The sequence below is a fragment of the Euzebya pacifica genome, from assembly GCF_003344865.1.
Classification (GTDB): Bacteria; Actinomycetota; Nitriliruptoria; order Euzebyales; family Euzebyaceae; genus Euzebya; species Euzebya pacifica.
Genome location: NZ_CP031165.1, coordinates 5290505 through 5306367 on the forward strand (window position 1 = coordinate 5290505; position 15863 = coordinate 5306367).

Below are 15863 nucleotides of genomic sequence, written 5' to 3' on the forward strand. Positions count from 1 at the left end.
GATGCCCGAGCACACCGAAACCGCCACCCAGACCGCCGCGCCCGAGATCTCCGTCTCCTCGGGCCTCCGCACGCCGAAGGCCGCCGCCGAGTCCGGTCCCGAGACTGCCAAGGACATCGTGTTCTCCCTCCGGGACGTGACGGTCTCCTACGGGGACTTCCCTGCCATCCGGGAGGTCGACATGGACATCCGGGGAGAACGAGATCACGGCGTTCATCGGCCCGTCCGGCTGCGGCAAGTCCACGCTGCTGCGGGCGTTCAACCGCACCAACGACCTGATCCCGTCCTCGCACATGAAGGGCGCCATCGACTACCACGGGCACAACCTGTACGGCGAGGACGTCGACCCCGTCGAGGTGCGTCGTCGGATCGGCATGGTGTTCCAGAAGCCCAACCCGTTCCCGAAGTCCATCTACGACAACGTCGCCTACGGTCCCCGTGCTCTGGGGATGAAGGGCAACATGGACGACGTCGTGGAGGAGTCGCTGCGCGGCGCCGCCATCTGGGACGAGGTCAAGGACAAGCTCGACCAGTCCGGCTACAGCCTGTCGGGTGGTCAGCAGCAGCGCCTCTGCATCGCGCGGGCGATCGCCGTCAAGCCCGAGGTCATCCTCATGGACGAGCCGTGCTCCGCCCTCGACCCGGTGGCGACCCACCGCATCGAGGACCTGATGGCCGACCTCAAGTCCACCTACACGATCGTCATCGTGACCCACAACATGCAGCAGGCGGCACGTGCGTCGGACCGCACGGCCTTCTTCACGACCGAGGTCGTCGAGGACTCCACGGGCCACGACCACCGCTCGGGTCGCCTCGTCGAGTACGGCCCCACGGAGAACCTGTTCACCAACCCCGAGGACCAGCGCACACAGGACTACGTGACCGGCCGGTTCGGCTAGGTCCACCGCGCCACCTCGGCGCCGTCTTCCGCGCAACGCCCCCGACCTCGTGTCGGGGGCGTTGCCGTTGGGCGACGTGTGAACCGGTGGTACCGGGGGGAGACAGAGGATGCAGGACGGATCGCTACGCAACACATCCGTCACCTGGGTTCGCTACGGTGACTGATGCTGCGTCACCGACGACTGCAGGACGCCCGACGTCCGACACCCCGATCCCGAGGAGGCGGTCCCACTGGAGGCCCGCATGTGGCATGGCTACCGCAGCGACGGCTGCTTCGACGAGATGATCGACGGTGACGGGCGGCCACGCGCCGAGTGCGCCAACCTCGTCGACATGTTGGGCAGGCTCGATGACCTGACCCAGCGCCAGGAGGACGCGGAGCTCGCCATCAAGACGATGGGGATCAGCTTCACCGTCTACTCCGAGGGGGAGAACATCGACCGGGCCTGGCCCTTCGACATCATCCCGAGGGTGATCTCCACCCGCGAGTGGGATGGGGTGTCCAAGGGCCTGATCCAGCGCCTGACGGCCCTCAACATGTTCATCGACGACCTGTACCACGACCAGCGGATCATCACCGACGGCGTGTTTCCCGCGCACGTGCTGAAGGGGTCGGTCAACTTCCGACCCGAGTGCGTGGGGGCCAACCCCAAGGGTGGCATCTGGGCCCACATCTCCGGCAGCGACCTCGTCCGCGACGCAGAGGGCACGATGTACGTGCTGGAGGACAACCTGCGGGTCCCGTCGGGGGTCAGCTACATGCTGGAGAACCGGGCCATCACCAAGCGGGTCCTCGGCGAGGCGTTCCAGGGCCTCGACATCCACCCCGTCGACAGCTATCCCAACGCCCTGCGCGACATGTTGGCCGACCTGTCACCCCGGCCCGGCGAGCAACCCGTCATCTGCGTGCTGACGCCCGGCGTGTTCAACAGCGCCTACTTCGAGCACGCCTTCCTCGCCCAGGAGATGGGCGCCCACCTCGTGGAGGGCAACGACCTGTTCGTTGACGCCGACGACTGCGTGCAGATGCGCACGATCAACGGCTCGGTGCGCGTCGACGTCATCTATCGCCGGATCGACGACGCGTTCCTCGACCCCGAGGCGTTCCTGCCCGACTCCGCGCTCGGCGTGCCAGGACTGATGCGGTCGTGGAAGGCGGGCAAGGTCGCGCTGGCCAACGCCCCGGGGGCCGGTGTCGCCGACGACAAGGTCGTCTACGCCTACGTGCCCGACATCATCCGCTTCTACCTCGACGAGGATCCGCTGATCCCCAACGTGCCGACCTACCTCTGTGACGACGACCGACAGCGGGCGTGGGTGCTGGACCACCTCGACGAGCTGGTCGTGAAGCCGGCCAACGAGTCGGGCGGCTACGGGCTGTTCATCGGTCCCAAGTCCACCGCGCAGGAGAAGGAGGACGTGGCCGCGGCGATCCAGGCCGACCCACGCAACTACATCGCACAGCCCACCCTCACCCTCTCGACGGCGCCGACGCTGCGCGACGGCCGTGTCGTTCCACGCCACCTGGACCTGCGCCCCTTCATCCTGTCCGGTCCGCGGCCCTACGTGACCAACGGCGGATTGACGCGGGTGGCGTTCACCGAGGGCTCGCTGGTCGTCAACTCCTCTCAGGGCGGCGGGAGCAAGGACACCTGGGTGCTGGACCCGACGCCAGAGACCACCACCGCCGCGCCCCTCGCGCAGGCCCAGGGGGAAGGACGCTGACGATGCTGCTGTCACGACTCGCGGAGAACATCTACTGGGCCGGCCGCTACCTGGAGCGTGCCGAGGACACCGCGCGCCTGGTGAAGGTCCACACCGAGCTGTACCTGGACCTGCCGCAGGCCACGTCCATGGGCTGGAACCCGCTGCTGGCGGTCACCGGGTCCGGCGACGCCTACGACGAGCACGTGCGCCGCAACGGGGCCGACGTCGACCTCAGCGAGGAGCTGCGCGTGGTGACGTTCCTCACCACCTCCCAGGACAACCCGAGCTCGGTGCTGTCGTGCCTGAACGCCGCCCGCGCCAACCTGCGATCGGTCCGTGCGCTGCTGCCCCGCTCCGGCTGGGAACAGGTCAACCACCTGCACCTGTGGGCCCGTGACACGCAGGGCAAGGCGGTTCCGCGACGCAGCCGGACCGAGTGGGCCAACGACCTGATCCGCAAGTGCCAGACGGTCACCGGGCTGCTGAGCGGCACGATGAGCCACGACGAGAGCTACCGGTTCCTGGAGGTCGGCCGCCACCTCGAGCGCGCCGACATGACCACCCGTGTGCTGGACGTGCAGGCCCACGTGCTGCTGCAGCAGATCACCGCCGGGTCCACCTACGCCGATGTCACCTGGATGTCGGTGCTGAAGTCCCTCTCGGCGATGCAGATGTTCCGTCGTGTCGCCCGTGCCGGCGTCTCCGGCAGCCGGGCCCTCAACTTCCTGCTCTGTGATCGGGAGTTCCCCCGCTCGGTCGCCCACTGCCTGGTCGAGCTCGACCGTGGCCTGCGCCTCCTGCCGAACTCCGCCACGGTCATCACCGCCGTCGGCGATGCCCTGATCCGGCTGGACCGGGCCGACCTCGACGTGCACCTCAAGGCCATGGCCCCCGGCGAGCTGCACGACTTCATGGACCGCCTGCAGACCGACATCGGCCACGTGCATGCCACGGCGTCCGACACCTGGTTCGCGCCACCGCCGGTGACCGTGCCGGAGCCCGAGCCCGCGATGACCGAGTCGACCCCGGCCGCGCCCGCCGGGGCCAGCCAGTCCCAGTCCGTCGGCAACGGCCAGCAGACCCAGCGCCAGTCGGCAGCACGTGCCGTGCCCAGCTCGACCTGATCCCCCCACTTCCCTCTCCCCTCCCACACCGCCAGGAGCCCCACGCATGGCCATCCATGTCGCCCTGACCCACCGCACCACCTACACCTACGACCGGCCCGTCGGGCTCGGTCCCCACGTGGTCCGGCTGCGCCCCGCCGCGCACACCCGCACACCGATCCTGTCCTACTCGCTGAAGGTCGTGCCCGAGGACAACTTCCTCAACTGGCAGCAGGACCCGTTCGGCAACTACATGGCCCGGCTGGTCTTCCACGAGAAGACCGAGAAGCTGGAGTTCGTCGTCGACCTCGTGGCCGACATGACGACGATCAACCCGTTCGACTTCTTCGTCGACGAGTACGCCGAGACCTACCCCTTCACCTACGAGCCGTCGCTCAAGCGTGACCTGGCCGTCTACCTCGAGGGCGACGAACCCGGTCCGCTGCTGACGGAGTGGATGAACGATCGCGTTCGCGACATCGTGCCCACGCGCGACGGCAACGAGGGCATGCGGACCATCGACTTCCTGGTCGAGCTCAACCGCCGGGTGCAGAGCGACATCGGCTACACCACCCGTATGGAGCCGGGGGTGCAGGACCCCGAGGAGACGCTGGACAAGGCGCTCGGGTCCTGCCGCGACTCGGGCTGGTTGCTGGTGCAGATCCTGCGTCGGCTGGGACTGGCGTCCCGGTTCGTCTCGGGCTACCTGGTGCAGCTGACCGCCGACGTGAAGTCCCTCGACGGCCCCAGCGGTCCCGAGAAGGACTTCACCGACCTGCACGCGTGGACCGAGGTCTACCTGCCGGGCGCCGGCTGGGTGGGCATGGACCCCACGTCCGGCCTGTTCGCCGGTGAGGGCCACATCCCGCTGGCGGCCACGCCCGAACCGCGCTCGGCTGCGCCGGTCGAGGGGGCCGTCGACGAGGCAGAGGTGGAGTTCGACCACGCCAACCTGGTCACCCGCATCCACGAGGACCCACGGGTCACCAAGCCCTACACCGTCCAGCAGTGGAAGGACGTCGACGCGCTCGGCCGGCAGGTCGACGCCGACCTGAAGGCCGGCGATGTCCGGCTGACCCAGGGCGGCGAGCCGACCTTCGTGTCCATCGACGACATGGAGGCGGAGGAGTGGAACACCGCCGCGGACGGCTTCCACAAGCGCGAACGGGCATGGGACCTGTCCCAGCGGCTGTTCACCCGGTTCGCCGACGGTGGCCTGATCCACCACGGCCAGGGCAAGTGGTACCCGGGCGAACCCCTCCCGCGCTGGCAGACCGGCCTGTACTGGCGCACCGATGGCCAGACCCTGTGGAGCGACCCCGAGCTGCTGGGATCGCCGTGGGATCCGTCGACCGCGACGGCCAAGGACGCCGAGGAGATGGCCCGCCGTATCGCGGCCTCCTTCGGGGTGCCCGAGGACAACGTGCACGCTGCGTGGGAGGACGAGCTGTACCGGTTGTGGAAGGAGTCCACGCTGCCGGTCGGTGAGGCCCCGGAGGTCGACATCGACCCCGACGACGACCGGCTCGTCGACCCCGACGAACGGCGTCGCCTGCTGGATGCCATCGACAAGCGCGACCTCAACCCCAACGGCTTCGCGGTGCCGCTGCACCACGACGGCCTGGGTTGGGCGACCGCCCGCTGGGAGTTCCGACGTGGCCGCCTCGTGCTGATGCCCGGCGACTCGCCGATGGGCCTGCGCCTGCCCCTCCCCGGCCTGTCGTGGCACGACCCGAAGGTCCAGCCCGAACGCTCGACGTTCGACCAGCTGTTCCTCCAGCGGCCGACCGGGGACCCCCTGACCGCCCAGCAGTACGGCCAGCCGATGACCCCGGGTGCCACGCCCGGCGACGGTGACGCCGGCGACGGCTCGGCCGGCCGGGGGGGCAACGGCGCGATCGGGGCCGAACCCACCCCTGGGGGGTCACCGGCACGATCCGCCGGATCGGGGCGGTCCGACGAGCGCGGATCCGACCGGGGCCCCTCCGACGGGCGCGACGCCCGGATGCTCCCCATCCAGAACGGCCCCTTCAGCGCCATGTGCGTGGAGGTCCGTGACGGCCGGCTGCACGTGTTCTTCCCACCCCTGACCCACCTCGAGCACACCCAGGACGTCCTCGAGGTCGTCGAGGACGCCGCCGCCGACATGGGCGTGCAGGTCGTGCTGGAGGGCTACACGCCGCCCAGCGACCCGCGCCTGCGCAACCTCGTCGTGGCCCCCGACCCGGGCGTCATCGAGGTCAACGTCCACCCGGCGGCGGACTGGGACGACCTGTCCACGATCGTCAACGGGGTCTACGAGGACGCCCACCACGCCCGCCTCGCGACCGAGAAGTTCGACCTCGACGGCAGCCACACCGGCTCGGGCGGTGGCAACCACATCACCATCGGTGCCGAGACGCCGGCGGACTCCCCGCTCCTGCGGCGCCCCGACCTGCTGCAGTCGATGGTCACCTACTGGCAGCACCACCCGTCGTTGTCGTACTTGTTCTCCGGCAAGTTCATCGGCCCGACCTCGCAGGCGCCACGCGTCGACGAGGGCCGTGACGAGACGCTCTACGAGCTGGAGACCGCCTTCGCCGAGATGGGTCGACAGGCCGAGCTGCACGGGGGCCAGCCGCCCGCCTGGGTCGTCGACCGGTCGCTGCGCCACCTGCTGACCGACCTGACGGGCAACACCCACCGGGCCGAGTTCTGCATCGACAAGCTGTTCAGCCCCGACAGCGAGCGCGGCCGCCTCGGCCTGCTGGAGCTGCGTGGCTTCGAGATGCCGCCGCACGCACAGATGTCGCTGGTGCAGGCGCTTCTCGTCCGCTCGTTGGTCAGCCGGTTCTGGAAGGAGCCCTACGCCGGCCCGATGGTCCGTTGGGGCGGGCTGCTGCACGACCGGTTCCTCCTCCCCTGGTTCGCCCAGGCCGATGCCCACGAGGTCGTCGCCGACCTGCAGGGCCACGGCTACGACTTCCAGACGTCGTGGCTGGACCCGTTCGTGGAGTTCCGCTTCCCACGGCTGGGCACCGCCGTCGTCAACGACGTCGAGATCGAGCTGCGCAAGGCCGTCGAGCCGTGGCACGTCTTGGGTGAGGAGGCCACCGGACAGGGCACCGCCCGGTTCGTGGACTCCTCCGTCGAACGCGTCCAGGTGAAGGTGAGCGGACTGACCCCCACACGTCACATCGTGACCTGCAACGGGGCCCCCGTTCCGCTGACCCCGACCACCGAAGCCGGGACCTCCGTCGGCGCCGTTCGCTTCAAGGCCTGGCAGCCGCCGTCGGGCCTGCACCCGACGATCGGGATCCACTCGCCGTTGACGTTCGACGTCATCGACCGGTGGAGCCGGCGCTCGCTCGGCGGCGCGCGGTACCACGTCGTCCACCAGGGCGGCATGGGCTACGACCGCATGCCCGTCAACCCGCTGGAAGCCGACTCACGACGGGTCAACCGCTTCGAGGTCCTCGGCCACACGCCGGGCCCCGTCGACATCGAGCAGCTCGACCGTTGGGGAGCCCGCGACGGCGGTGAGTATCCTCGAACCCTTGACCTCCGCCGCCCTCGCCCCGCGTCCGGTCACGCCCGCGAGGCGTGACCCCTCGGCGGTGCCTGCCCTGACTGCTGACCACGCGGTCCCGGAGGTCGCGTGACGTCGGTGCTCGACGGGCCTGCCGAGCCCGCCGACACCACGGACGCCGCCAACGAGATGACGGCCCCCGACGGCAGCATCCGTCCGGGGTGGGACGGGCTGCACCGGGCCGTGGAGGCCATGGACCTGCGGCAGCAGCGTCGGCTTCGTCGTGAGGTCGCACGCCTGCTGGAGGACGACGGGGTCACCTATCACGTCCCCGGGACCGGCAAGCGGCTGGCGTGGCAGCTCGACCCCCTCCCCCTCATCATCAGCGGGGAGGAGTGGGCGGGGATCGAAGCCGGCATCGTCCAGCGCGCCGAGCTGCTGAACCTGGTGTTGGCCGACCTCTACGGCCCCCGGACCCTGCTCGCCAAGGGCCTGCTGCCCGCCCGGCTGGTCCACGACCATCCGGGGTTCCTTCGGGCCATGCACGGCGTGCACCTGCACGGCCCGCAGCAGCTGTTCACCTACGCCGCCGACCTGGCGCGCATGCCCGATGGGGCGATGGTCGTCCTGGGCGAGCGCACGCAGGCGCCGTCGGGTGCGGCCTACGCGCTGCAGAACCGGATCGTGACCTCCCGGGTGATGGGGCAGCTGCACCGCACCAGCCACGTCCAGCGCCTGGCCCCTTACTTCCGCGCACTGCGACGGGGGCTGCAGCAGGTGGCCCCCGGCGACGTGACGTTGCCCCGCACCGTCCTGCTCTCCCCCGGCTCGCGCAACGAGACGGCGTTCGAACATGCCCTCCTGGCCGCCCGCCTGGGCCTGTCGTTGGTGGAGGGCAGCGACCTGCAGGTCCGCGACGGACGGGTGTGGCTGCGCAGCCTCGGCCATCCCGAACCCGTCGACGTGATCGTCCGCCGCATCGACGAGGAGTGGTGTGACCCCCTGGAGCTGCGGCCGGACTCGCTGATCGGCGTCCCCGGGCTGGTCAACGCCGTCCGCAACGGCACCGTCGCCGTCGTCAACACCCTCGGCAGCGGCGTGCTGGAGAACCCGGCGCTGCAGGCGTTCCTGCCGGGGCTGGCCCAGCACCTCCTGGGCCAGTCGCTGCGGCTGCCGTCGGTCCAGACGGTGTGGCTCGGAGACGAGGAGGGCCGTCGCGAGGTCATGGCGTCCCCCCGCGAGTGGCTGTTCAAGCCGACGGCCCGCACGGCCGGCCGGGACAACACCATCGTCGGGTCGGGCCTCGACGACCGTGGCGTGCTGGCCCTGCGCGCACGCGTGGCCGCGGCGCCCCACCGCTGGGTCGCCCAGGAACCCGCCTCGCCCGCCCGCTCGCCGTCCATCGGCACCGACGGGATCGTCGACCGGCGCACCGTGCTGCGGACCTTCGCCGTGGCCGACGGGTCGTCCTACACCGTCATGCCCGGCGGGCTGACCCGTGTGGCGCCCGACGACGGCATCATCATCGCCAACCACCAGGGTGCGTGGTCCAAGGACACGTGGGTGCTCGGCGACGCCCACCAGCCCGTCACCGGCTTCTGGAGCGACGGTGGTGCCGACGACCCGGTCGTCCCGGACGCCACGATGCCGTCCCGTGCGGCAGAGAACCTGTACTGGCTGGGACGCTACGCCGAGCGGGCCGAGGGTGTCGCCCGCCTGCTGCGCGAGATCGAGGCCAGGCGGACCGAGTTCCACGAGGCCACCAGCGGACCGGGCGTTGCCTGCATCACCGCGCTGCTCCAGGCCGTCACCCAGGTCACCACGACCTATCCCGGGTTCGTCGGCCCCGGCGCGGAGCGGCGGCTGGCCAGCCCACAGGCCGAGCTGACGAGCCTGGCCAGCAACGAGGCCCGCCCGGGCACCCTCGCCCACGCGATCCGCAACCTGCTCGACAGCGTCGACGTCGTGCGCGACCAGCTCTCCGGCGACACGTGGCTGGTCGTCGTCGACCTGCAGCGCCGCCTGCTGCGGACCGACCCAGCCGACCGGATGCCGACCGCCGAGCCCGGCGAGCTGCTCCTCGACGACATGGCTCGGGTCCTCCACGGCCTGCTGTCCATCCAGGGCCTGGCCGCGGAGAACATGATCCGCGATGCCGGTTGGCGGTTCATGGACGCCGGACGGCGGATCGAGCGGGGACTGCAGATCCTTGCCCTGCTGCGGGCGACCACCACCCACGTGCGGGAGGACGCGGCAGACGGGCTGGTCGCCGAGTCCGTCCTGCGCGTCGCCGAGTCGATCATCACCTATCGCCGTCGGTACCGGTCGACGGCGCGGGTCTCGACGCTGCTCGACCTGCTGCTCGTTGACCCCGACAATCCCCGCTCGCTGACCTACCAGTTCGACCGGCTCGCCGAGGACCTGACGATGTTGCCCGGCCACCCCGGAGCGGGCCGTGTGTCGGCCACCGAACGTCCGGTGCTAGAGGCGTCGACGGCCCTGCGGGTCGCCGACACCGACCACCTCGCCAGCGACCAGTCCGATCAGGTGCGCGGCGAGCTCGACGACTTCCTCAGCCACCTGTACGGCCTCATGTCGCGGGCGGCCGAAGAGGTCCGCCGGGCACACTTCACCCACCTCGCGCCGCAGCGGACCATGCGCGCCGACACCAGCGGAGGGGTACGGACATGACCTTCGCCGTCGTCCACCGGACGACCTACACCTACGAGTCGGAGGTGTCGGCCAGCTACGGCGAGGCCCACCTGCTGCCCCGTTCGATGCCGGGCCAACGCGTCCAGTCCGCCGAGCTGACCGTCACCCCGACCCCCGGCACGCTGGACGAGCGGTTGGACTGGTTCGGCAACCGCACCCACTTCTTCGAGCTGTCGTCGGGCCACACCCGCCTGTCGGTGACCGCGTCCAGCCTCGTCGAGGTCACCCGCCAGCCGATCGGCGACCAGCTGCTGGCCAGCCAACCGTGGGAGTCCGTCCGGGACCGGCTCGCCGGCGGACCCGGAGGCGGGGACCCGGCGTCGGTGCTGGCCGCCACCGAGTTCGTGATCGCCTCGGAGCAGGCGCCCTCGACCGCTGCGGCGGCCGCCTACGCCCTTCCCTCCTTCCGTCCCGGTCGTCCCGTCCTGGAGGCGGTGGAGGAGCTGTCCTCGCGCATCCACCGCGACTTCGAGTTCCATCCGGGGGCGACGACCGTCGGCACCCCCGTCGACGACGTGCTCCGGCGTCGGACGGGCGTCTGCCAGGACTTCGCCCACCTGACCATCGCGTCCCTGCGCGCCCTGGGGCTGGCCGCCCGCTACGTCTCGGGTTACCTGGAGACCGACCCGCCGCCGGGGAAGCCCAAGCTGCAGGGCGCCGACGTGTCTCATGCCTGGGCGTCGGTGTTCGTGCCCGACATCGGCTGGGTCGACATCGATCCGACCAACGACCAGTTCGTGGGCGACCGCTACATCACGACCGCGTGGGGCCGCGACTACGGTGATGTCGCGCCGCTGAAGGGCGTCATCTTCACCGACGGGGACACCCAGCGCCTGGAGGTCAGCGTCGACGTGCGACGCGTCCGTCCGGCCGACACTCCCCCGCCCGGTTCGGCACTGCCCGGTTCAGCACTGCCCGGTCCCGCACCGCAGCCGATGGTGCAGCAGCAGTCGCAGAGCGGGTTCGACGTCTGACCCACGCTCCTACACTCGGGGGGTGACCACCATGGAGCCGACCACGACCAACCTGCCGGCGACGACCGGACACGACGCGCTGGACGGGCTGGCCGACCTGCTGCCGCAGGTCTGGCAGGACGTGGTCGTGGACACCATCCGGGAGGTCCACCGGGCCGTGGCCGACCGGGCCTTCCGGGTCGTCCCGGGTTCCCAGCCGATCAAGGTGGTGCACGACGGGGTCGCCGACGCCGTCTACGGCACGTTGCGCATGGCGGGAACGGGTGCGAAGACCGCGCTGCGAGCGGTTGTGCGGGCCGGGGCGACCACGAGGGACCCGGCGATGCTGGAGCGCAGCCGCGGCTGGCGGTCGTCCGTGGCGATCCTCAACGGGGTGCTGGGCGACCTGCTGGACGAGCAGCGCAACCCGCTGGCCATCCAGATGGCCCCGCGCGTGGGCGGCCGGGACGTGCGCATGTCCCGCGAGGGGCTGGCGGCGGCCTACCCCGAGGCCACGGGGCGGGTGGCGGTCTTCGTGCACGGGTTGGTGGAGAACGAGGAGTCGTGGCAGTTCCGTGCAGCCGAACGCGGCGGGACCTACCCCGAGCTGCTCGCACGGGCCGGCATCACGCCGGTCCTCGTGCGGTTCAACACCGGCAAGCACATCTCCGACAACGCCCTGGAGATGGCCGACCTGCTCGACCGCCTTGTCGATCGCTGGCCCGTGCCGGTGGAGGAGATGCTGCTGGTCGGCCACTCGATGGGTGGGCTCGTCCTGCGCGGTGCGGCCGACATCGGGGCGGCCAGCGGGCTGGGGTGGACCGGCCTGGTCCGCAACGTCGTACTGCTCGGTACCCCCAACGAGGGAGCGGTGCTGGAGAAGGTCGCCAACGCCGGCGCCTGGATGCTGGCCACGGTGCCCGAGATGGCCCCGTTCGGGGCGATCCTCAAGCGACGCAGCGCCGGGATCAAGGACCTGCGCCACGGGTACGTGCGCGCCGCGGACTGGGCGGAGCAGGACCCCGACGGCCGCCGCAGCCGCACGGCATCCGACACCGAGCCGTGGGAGGGCGTCACCATCCACAACATCGGCGCGACGATCACCCACGATCACACCCACCCCATGGGGCACGCCCTCGGCGACCTGCTGGTCCGCTGGGACTCCGCCCGGGCGGACGGCCGCCCGTGGGCCCGGTCCGCGTCGGTCACCCATGTGGGCGGTACCGACCACTTCGGCCTGCTGAACCACCCCGTGGTCAGCGACCTCCTCGCCGATCTGACCATGGGTCGCCCGCCCACCACCTGACCCGATTGACCGTCGTCCGCGAACGGAGCCAGCCGTGAACCCGCGCCGAACACGTCGTACCTTCCTCACCGACCTTGGGCGGACCGCAGCGGGCGTGGTGGTCGTCGGGTTCGCCGGTGCCTGCTCCAGCGACGACCAGCCGGTCCTGCAGGCAACCGCAGCGGGCCCGACCCCCGCGGCGGACCCGACCGCGGCTGACTCGACCCCCACGGCGGACCCAGCCACCGCGTCGGACGACGCCACCTCGGCCGATGCGGGGCAGATCGTCCCCTACACCGTCGACCTGGACTTCGTGGCCGCCTTCGTGCTGGTCCGCGGGGGCGAGGCCGCGATCGTCGACACCGGCGTCGCGGGGAGCGAGGGCGCGATCGAGGCCGTGCTGGCCGAGGCCGGCGTCGGTTGGGGGGAAGTGGGCCACGTGATCCTCACCCACCAGCACGGCGACCACGCGGGCAGCCTCGAGGCCGTGGCCGGGCTGGCGTCGGGGGCGGCCCTGTACGGCGGCGCCGCCGACATCCCCAACATGACCGCCCCGCGGGAGATCAGCGCGGTCGGGGACGGCGACACGGTCTTCGACCTGGCGATCATCGAGACACCGGGCCACACCGCAGGGCACCTGAGCGTGCACGATCCCGCGTCGCGGCTGCTGATCACCGGTGATGCCCTCGTCGGGGAGGGCGGCGCCCTCTCCGGGCCGGCGTCGCAGTTCTCCGCCGACATGGCGACCGCGATCACCAGCGTCGGCAAGCTGGCCGAGCTGGACGTCCAGCGGACCCTGGTCAGCCACGGCTTCCCCGTCGAGGGAGGAACCGCCGAGCTGGTCGCCCTTGCCGAGCAGCTGGGCGGCTGACGTGTCACCGCGGCGCAGTCGGGAACGTTGAGGGCACACCCGGCGTCGGACCCACCGAGTCCCGACACCGAAGGAGCCCCCATGACTCGTCGACTCCCCCTTCCCCTGCACCTCGCCACCGTGGCGCTGCTGCTGGTGGCAGCCGTCGGCCTGGCCTCCTGTGCCGAGGACGCCGCACGGTCCGATGTCGGGCTGGACAGCCCCGCCAACGAAACAGTCCCAGCCGAAGGGTCCACCGCCAACGGGGCCGATGACCTCGTCGGCGACGCCCGCCAGGCGATCGGCCAGTGGGTCCTCCTCGAGGGAACGGTCGACGGCGAGGCCATCGACGTCCCCGGCGGCGAGCAGATCACGATGGAGATCACCCGGACGCAGGTCGTCGGCGCCTCCGCCTGCAACCAGTACTCGGCCACCGCGACGATCGACGGGGACGAGATGACCGTCGACGCGCCGACCACCACACGGATGCTGTGCGCCGATGACGCCATGGCGGCCGAGTCCGCCTACATCGACGGCCTCCAGCGCATCACGTCCCTCGACAGCGACGGTGAGGAGCTCGTGCTCACCGGTGACGGCGTGGAGCTGCGCTTCGTCGCCGCCTGACGTCCCGAACGGGCGGGACGAGTTGCCCCTTCCAGCGGTCCGCCCGCGAACGTAGACTGCGCCACCGCCGCACGCGGCCTCCTGCGCGCTCCCGACAGGGAGAAGGGAACGGCCCCCTGATGGTCACGACACTGCTCGGCCATGTCGCCGTCAACCCACGGGGCACCGCGTTGGTCGACGCCCGCGGCGTCACCACGTGGTCGGTCCTCAACGATCGCTGCAACCGCTGGATCTGGGTCCTGCGCGGCCTCGGCATCGGCCCGGGCGACCGCGTCGCGGTCATGGCCGGCAACCGCAGGGAATCGTGGGAGGTGTTCCTCGCCTGCCTCCACACCGGCGTGGTCGTCGTCCCCGTCAGCTGGGAGCTGGACGTCGAGGGCGTCGCCCACATCCTCCGCCACTCCGGCGCTCGCGTCCTCGTCGTGGAGTTCGCGACGGTCGACATCGCCATGCTGGCCGTCACCCACGTCGACACCGTCGAGGCCGTCCTCGACCTCGACGCACCGATCGATCAGGCGCGGTCGGCCGAGCATGCGCTGGCGCAGGTTCCCGCGGTCGAGCCGGACGGGCAGGTCGCGGGCGGCCCGATGTTCTACACCTCGGGGACCACCGGCGCGGCCAAGGGGGTCCTGTCGGCGGGACTCGGCGGCGCCGGGCAGCCCGTGGAGTCCCTGGCTGCAACCGCCGCGGCCGTCTGCGGCGGGGTCGGCTTCCCCCCTGACGGCACGGCCATGATCGTGGGCCCGTCCTACCACTCCGGGCAGTTCGTCCTGGCGACGTTCCCGCTGCTGTTCGGGCAGACGCTGGTCATCCACCGGGCGCCCGACCCGGCCGCCGTCCTCCGCGAGATCGATCGGCGCCAGGTCACGAACCTGCTGCTGCTGCCCAAGGACTTCATCGACCTGCTGGCGTTGCCCGACCGGGTCCGCGACGGCTTCTCCGGCCGCTCTCTGCGTGTGGTCCTCCACGGCGGCGCGCCGTGCCCGCCGGACGTGAAGCGGCGGATGATCGAGTGGTTCGGTCCGGTCGTCACCGAGTACTACGGGGCCACCGAGGGCGGGCTGTTCGCGTTGGCGTCATCCGCGGAGTGGGCACGCGTCCCCGGGACCGTGGGCCGTGTCCTGCCGTTCCTCGAGTGCCGGGTCGTCGATGCCGCCGGGCAGGAGGTCGAGACCGGGCAAGAAGGCGTCCTGTACTTCCGCAACCGGTCAGGTGCCGCGTTCAGCTACCACGGCGATCCCGACCGAACGGCGGCCGCGCACCTCGAACCGGGGCTCTTCACCGTCGGCGACGTTGGCCACCTCGACGCCGACGGCTTCCTGTTCGTGTCCGGGCGGGAGGCGCACCTGCTGACCGTGGAGGGGCAACGCGTCCACCCCAACCGCGTCGAGCAGGTGCTGTCGGCCCATGCCGCGGTGGCCGACGTCGCCGCGTTCGCCGGACCCCACCCCTCGGGCCCGGGCGACTGCATCCACCTCGCCGTGATTCCCGTCGCCGACCAGTCGGGCGCAACGAACGCCGACACCGTGGTGGACGACCTGCTCGTGTTCGCCGCCGAACGCCTGCCGGCCGCGGCGGTGCCGCGCCGGATCCACGTGGTCGACACGATCCCCAGGTCCAGCGCAGGGAAGATCCTGCGCCACGAGCTCCGCACCACGCTGGCGGAACGGCCCTACACGACCTCGTAGATGTCGTAGTGGATCGTGCCGGCATCGACGACGGCACGGCCGACGCTCAGGATGGTGTTGAGCCACAGGTAGCGCGGGTCACCGGTCTCGAAGATCGGGGCGGCGTACAGCGGCTTGGTTCCCACCCCCAGGGAGTGGTCGGTCCGGCCGTAGTAGCGGACGAAGACCAGGGCGTCGTCGTGGGTGCGGATCGTGAACTGCACGTCGATGTGGGCCGATCCGTCAGGCCCCTCCAGCAGCCAGTCGATGGCGCTGGGACCGACCAGACGTCCCGACAGCCGCTCCCCCTCGTAGACCACGTCGGTCATCTCGATCAGCACCCGACGGCCCCGTGGCGTGTCGGCCTGCACGATGGCCTCCCCGAGCGTGATGCGGCCTGTGGTGAGGGGCACCAAGCGAGGCATGACCCCGACCAGCGCGACGTCCTCGGGTGGTGCCGGCGCCTGCAGCGCCGTCTGGACCCTCGCTGCCCGCAGGGCCGAGCCCTCGGGTGAATCCGTCACGTCGCCTCCTCGTTGCCTCGACGAACCGAA

General features: G+C 71.1%; 10 protein-coding genes and 1 pseudogene. 10 read left to right on the forward strand and 1 reads right to left on the reverse strand.

The features are described from left to right. Position 1: 1 nt before the first annotated feature. The 10 genes and pseudogenes from pstB to DVS28_RS22870 all read left to right on the forward strand — a co-directional run bounded on the left by pstB (position 2) and on the right by DVS28_RS22870 (position 15330). Positions 2 to 899 (forward strand): annotated as a pseudogene (pstB, locus tag DVS28_RS22825) (phosphate ABC transporter ATP-binding protein PstB). A gap of 244 nt (positions 900 to 1143) precedes the next feature. After that, positions 1144 to 2625 carry a circularly permuted type 2 ATP-grasp protein gene (locus tag DVS28_RS22830; protein WP_114593510.1) on the forward strand — a complete coding sequence of 494 codons (1482 nt, stop codon included), beginning with the start codon at positions 1144 to 1146 and terminating at the stop codon, positions 2623 to 2625. Positions 2626 to 2627: 2 nt separating this feature from the next. Beyond that, complete coding sequence (locus DVS28_RS22835; protein ID WP_114593511.1) at positions 2628 to 3731, forward strand: alpha-E domain-containing protein; 1104 nt, start codon at positions 2628 to 2630, stop codon at positions 3729 to 3731. A gap of 46 nt (positions 3732 to 3777) precedes the next feature. Beyond that, on the forward strand, positions 3778 to 7296 hold the full coding sequence (locus DVS28_RS22840; RefSeq protein ID WP_114593512.1) for a transglutaminase family protein: 3519 nt from the start codon (positions 3778 to 3780) through the stop codon (positions 7294 to 7296). A gap of 51 nt (positions 7297 to 7347) precedes the next feature. After that, complete coding sequence (locus DVS28_RS22845) at positions 7348 to 9909, forward strand: circularly permuted type 2 ATP-grasp protein (protein WP_114593513.1); 2562 nt, start codon at positions 7348 to 7350, stop codon at positions 9907 to 9909. Continuing rightward, positions 9906 to 10904, forward strand: coding sequence for a transglutaminase family protein (locus DVS28_RS22850; RefSeq protein WP_114593514.1), 999 nt, complete (start codon positions 9906 to 9908; stop codon positions 10902 to 10904). Before DVS28_RS22845 ends, DVS28_RS22850 begins: the two co-directional genes overlap by 4 nt. A 22-nt stretch (positions 10905 to 10926) precedes the next feature. Then, a complete protein-coding gene (locus DVS28_RS22855) occupies positions 10927 to 12189 on the forward strand; it encodes a lipase family alpha/beta hydrolase (RefSeq protein ID WP_114593515.1) in 1263 nt (420 codons plus the stop codon). Positions 12190 to 12223: 34 nt separating this feature from the next. Continuing rightward, positions 12224 to 13039 (forward strand): MBL fold metallo-hydrolase, encoded by an 816-nt coding sequence (locus DVS28_RS22860; protein ID WP_164710918.1) that lies wholly within the window; start codon positions 12224 to 12226, stop codon positions 13037 to 13039. 81 nt (positions 13040 to 13120) lie between these two features. Further along, complete coding sequence (locus DVS28_RS22865) at positions 13121 to 13642, forward strand: META domain-containing protein (RefSeq protein ID WP_114593517.1); 522 nt, start codon at positions 13121 to 13123, stop codon at positions 13640 to 13642. 119 nt (positions 13643 to 13761) lie between these two features. Next, positions 13762 to 15330: an AMP-binding protein gene (locus DVS28_RS22870; RefSeq protein WP_114593518.1), complete on the forward strand. Its 1569-nt coding sequence runs from the start codon at positions 13762 to 13764 to the stop codon at positions 15328 to 15330. On the opposite strand, the gene DVS28_RS22875 is transcribed toward DVS28_RS22870, so the two are convergent. After that, positions 15315 to 15833: a DUF3237 domain-containing protein gene (locus DVS28_RS22875; protein WP_164710919.1), complete on the reverse strand. Its 519-nt coding sequence runs from the start codon at positions 15831 to 15833 to the stop codon at positions 15315 to 15317. The genes DVS28_RS22870 and DVS28_RS22875 overlap by 16 nt on opposite strands. Positions 15834 to 15863: the final 30 nt, after the last annotated feature.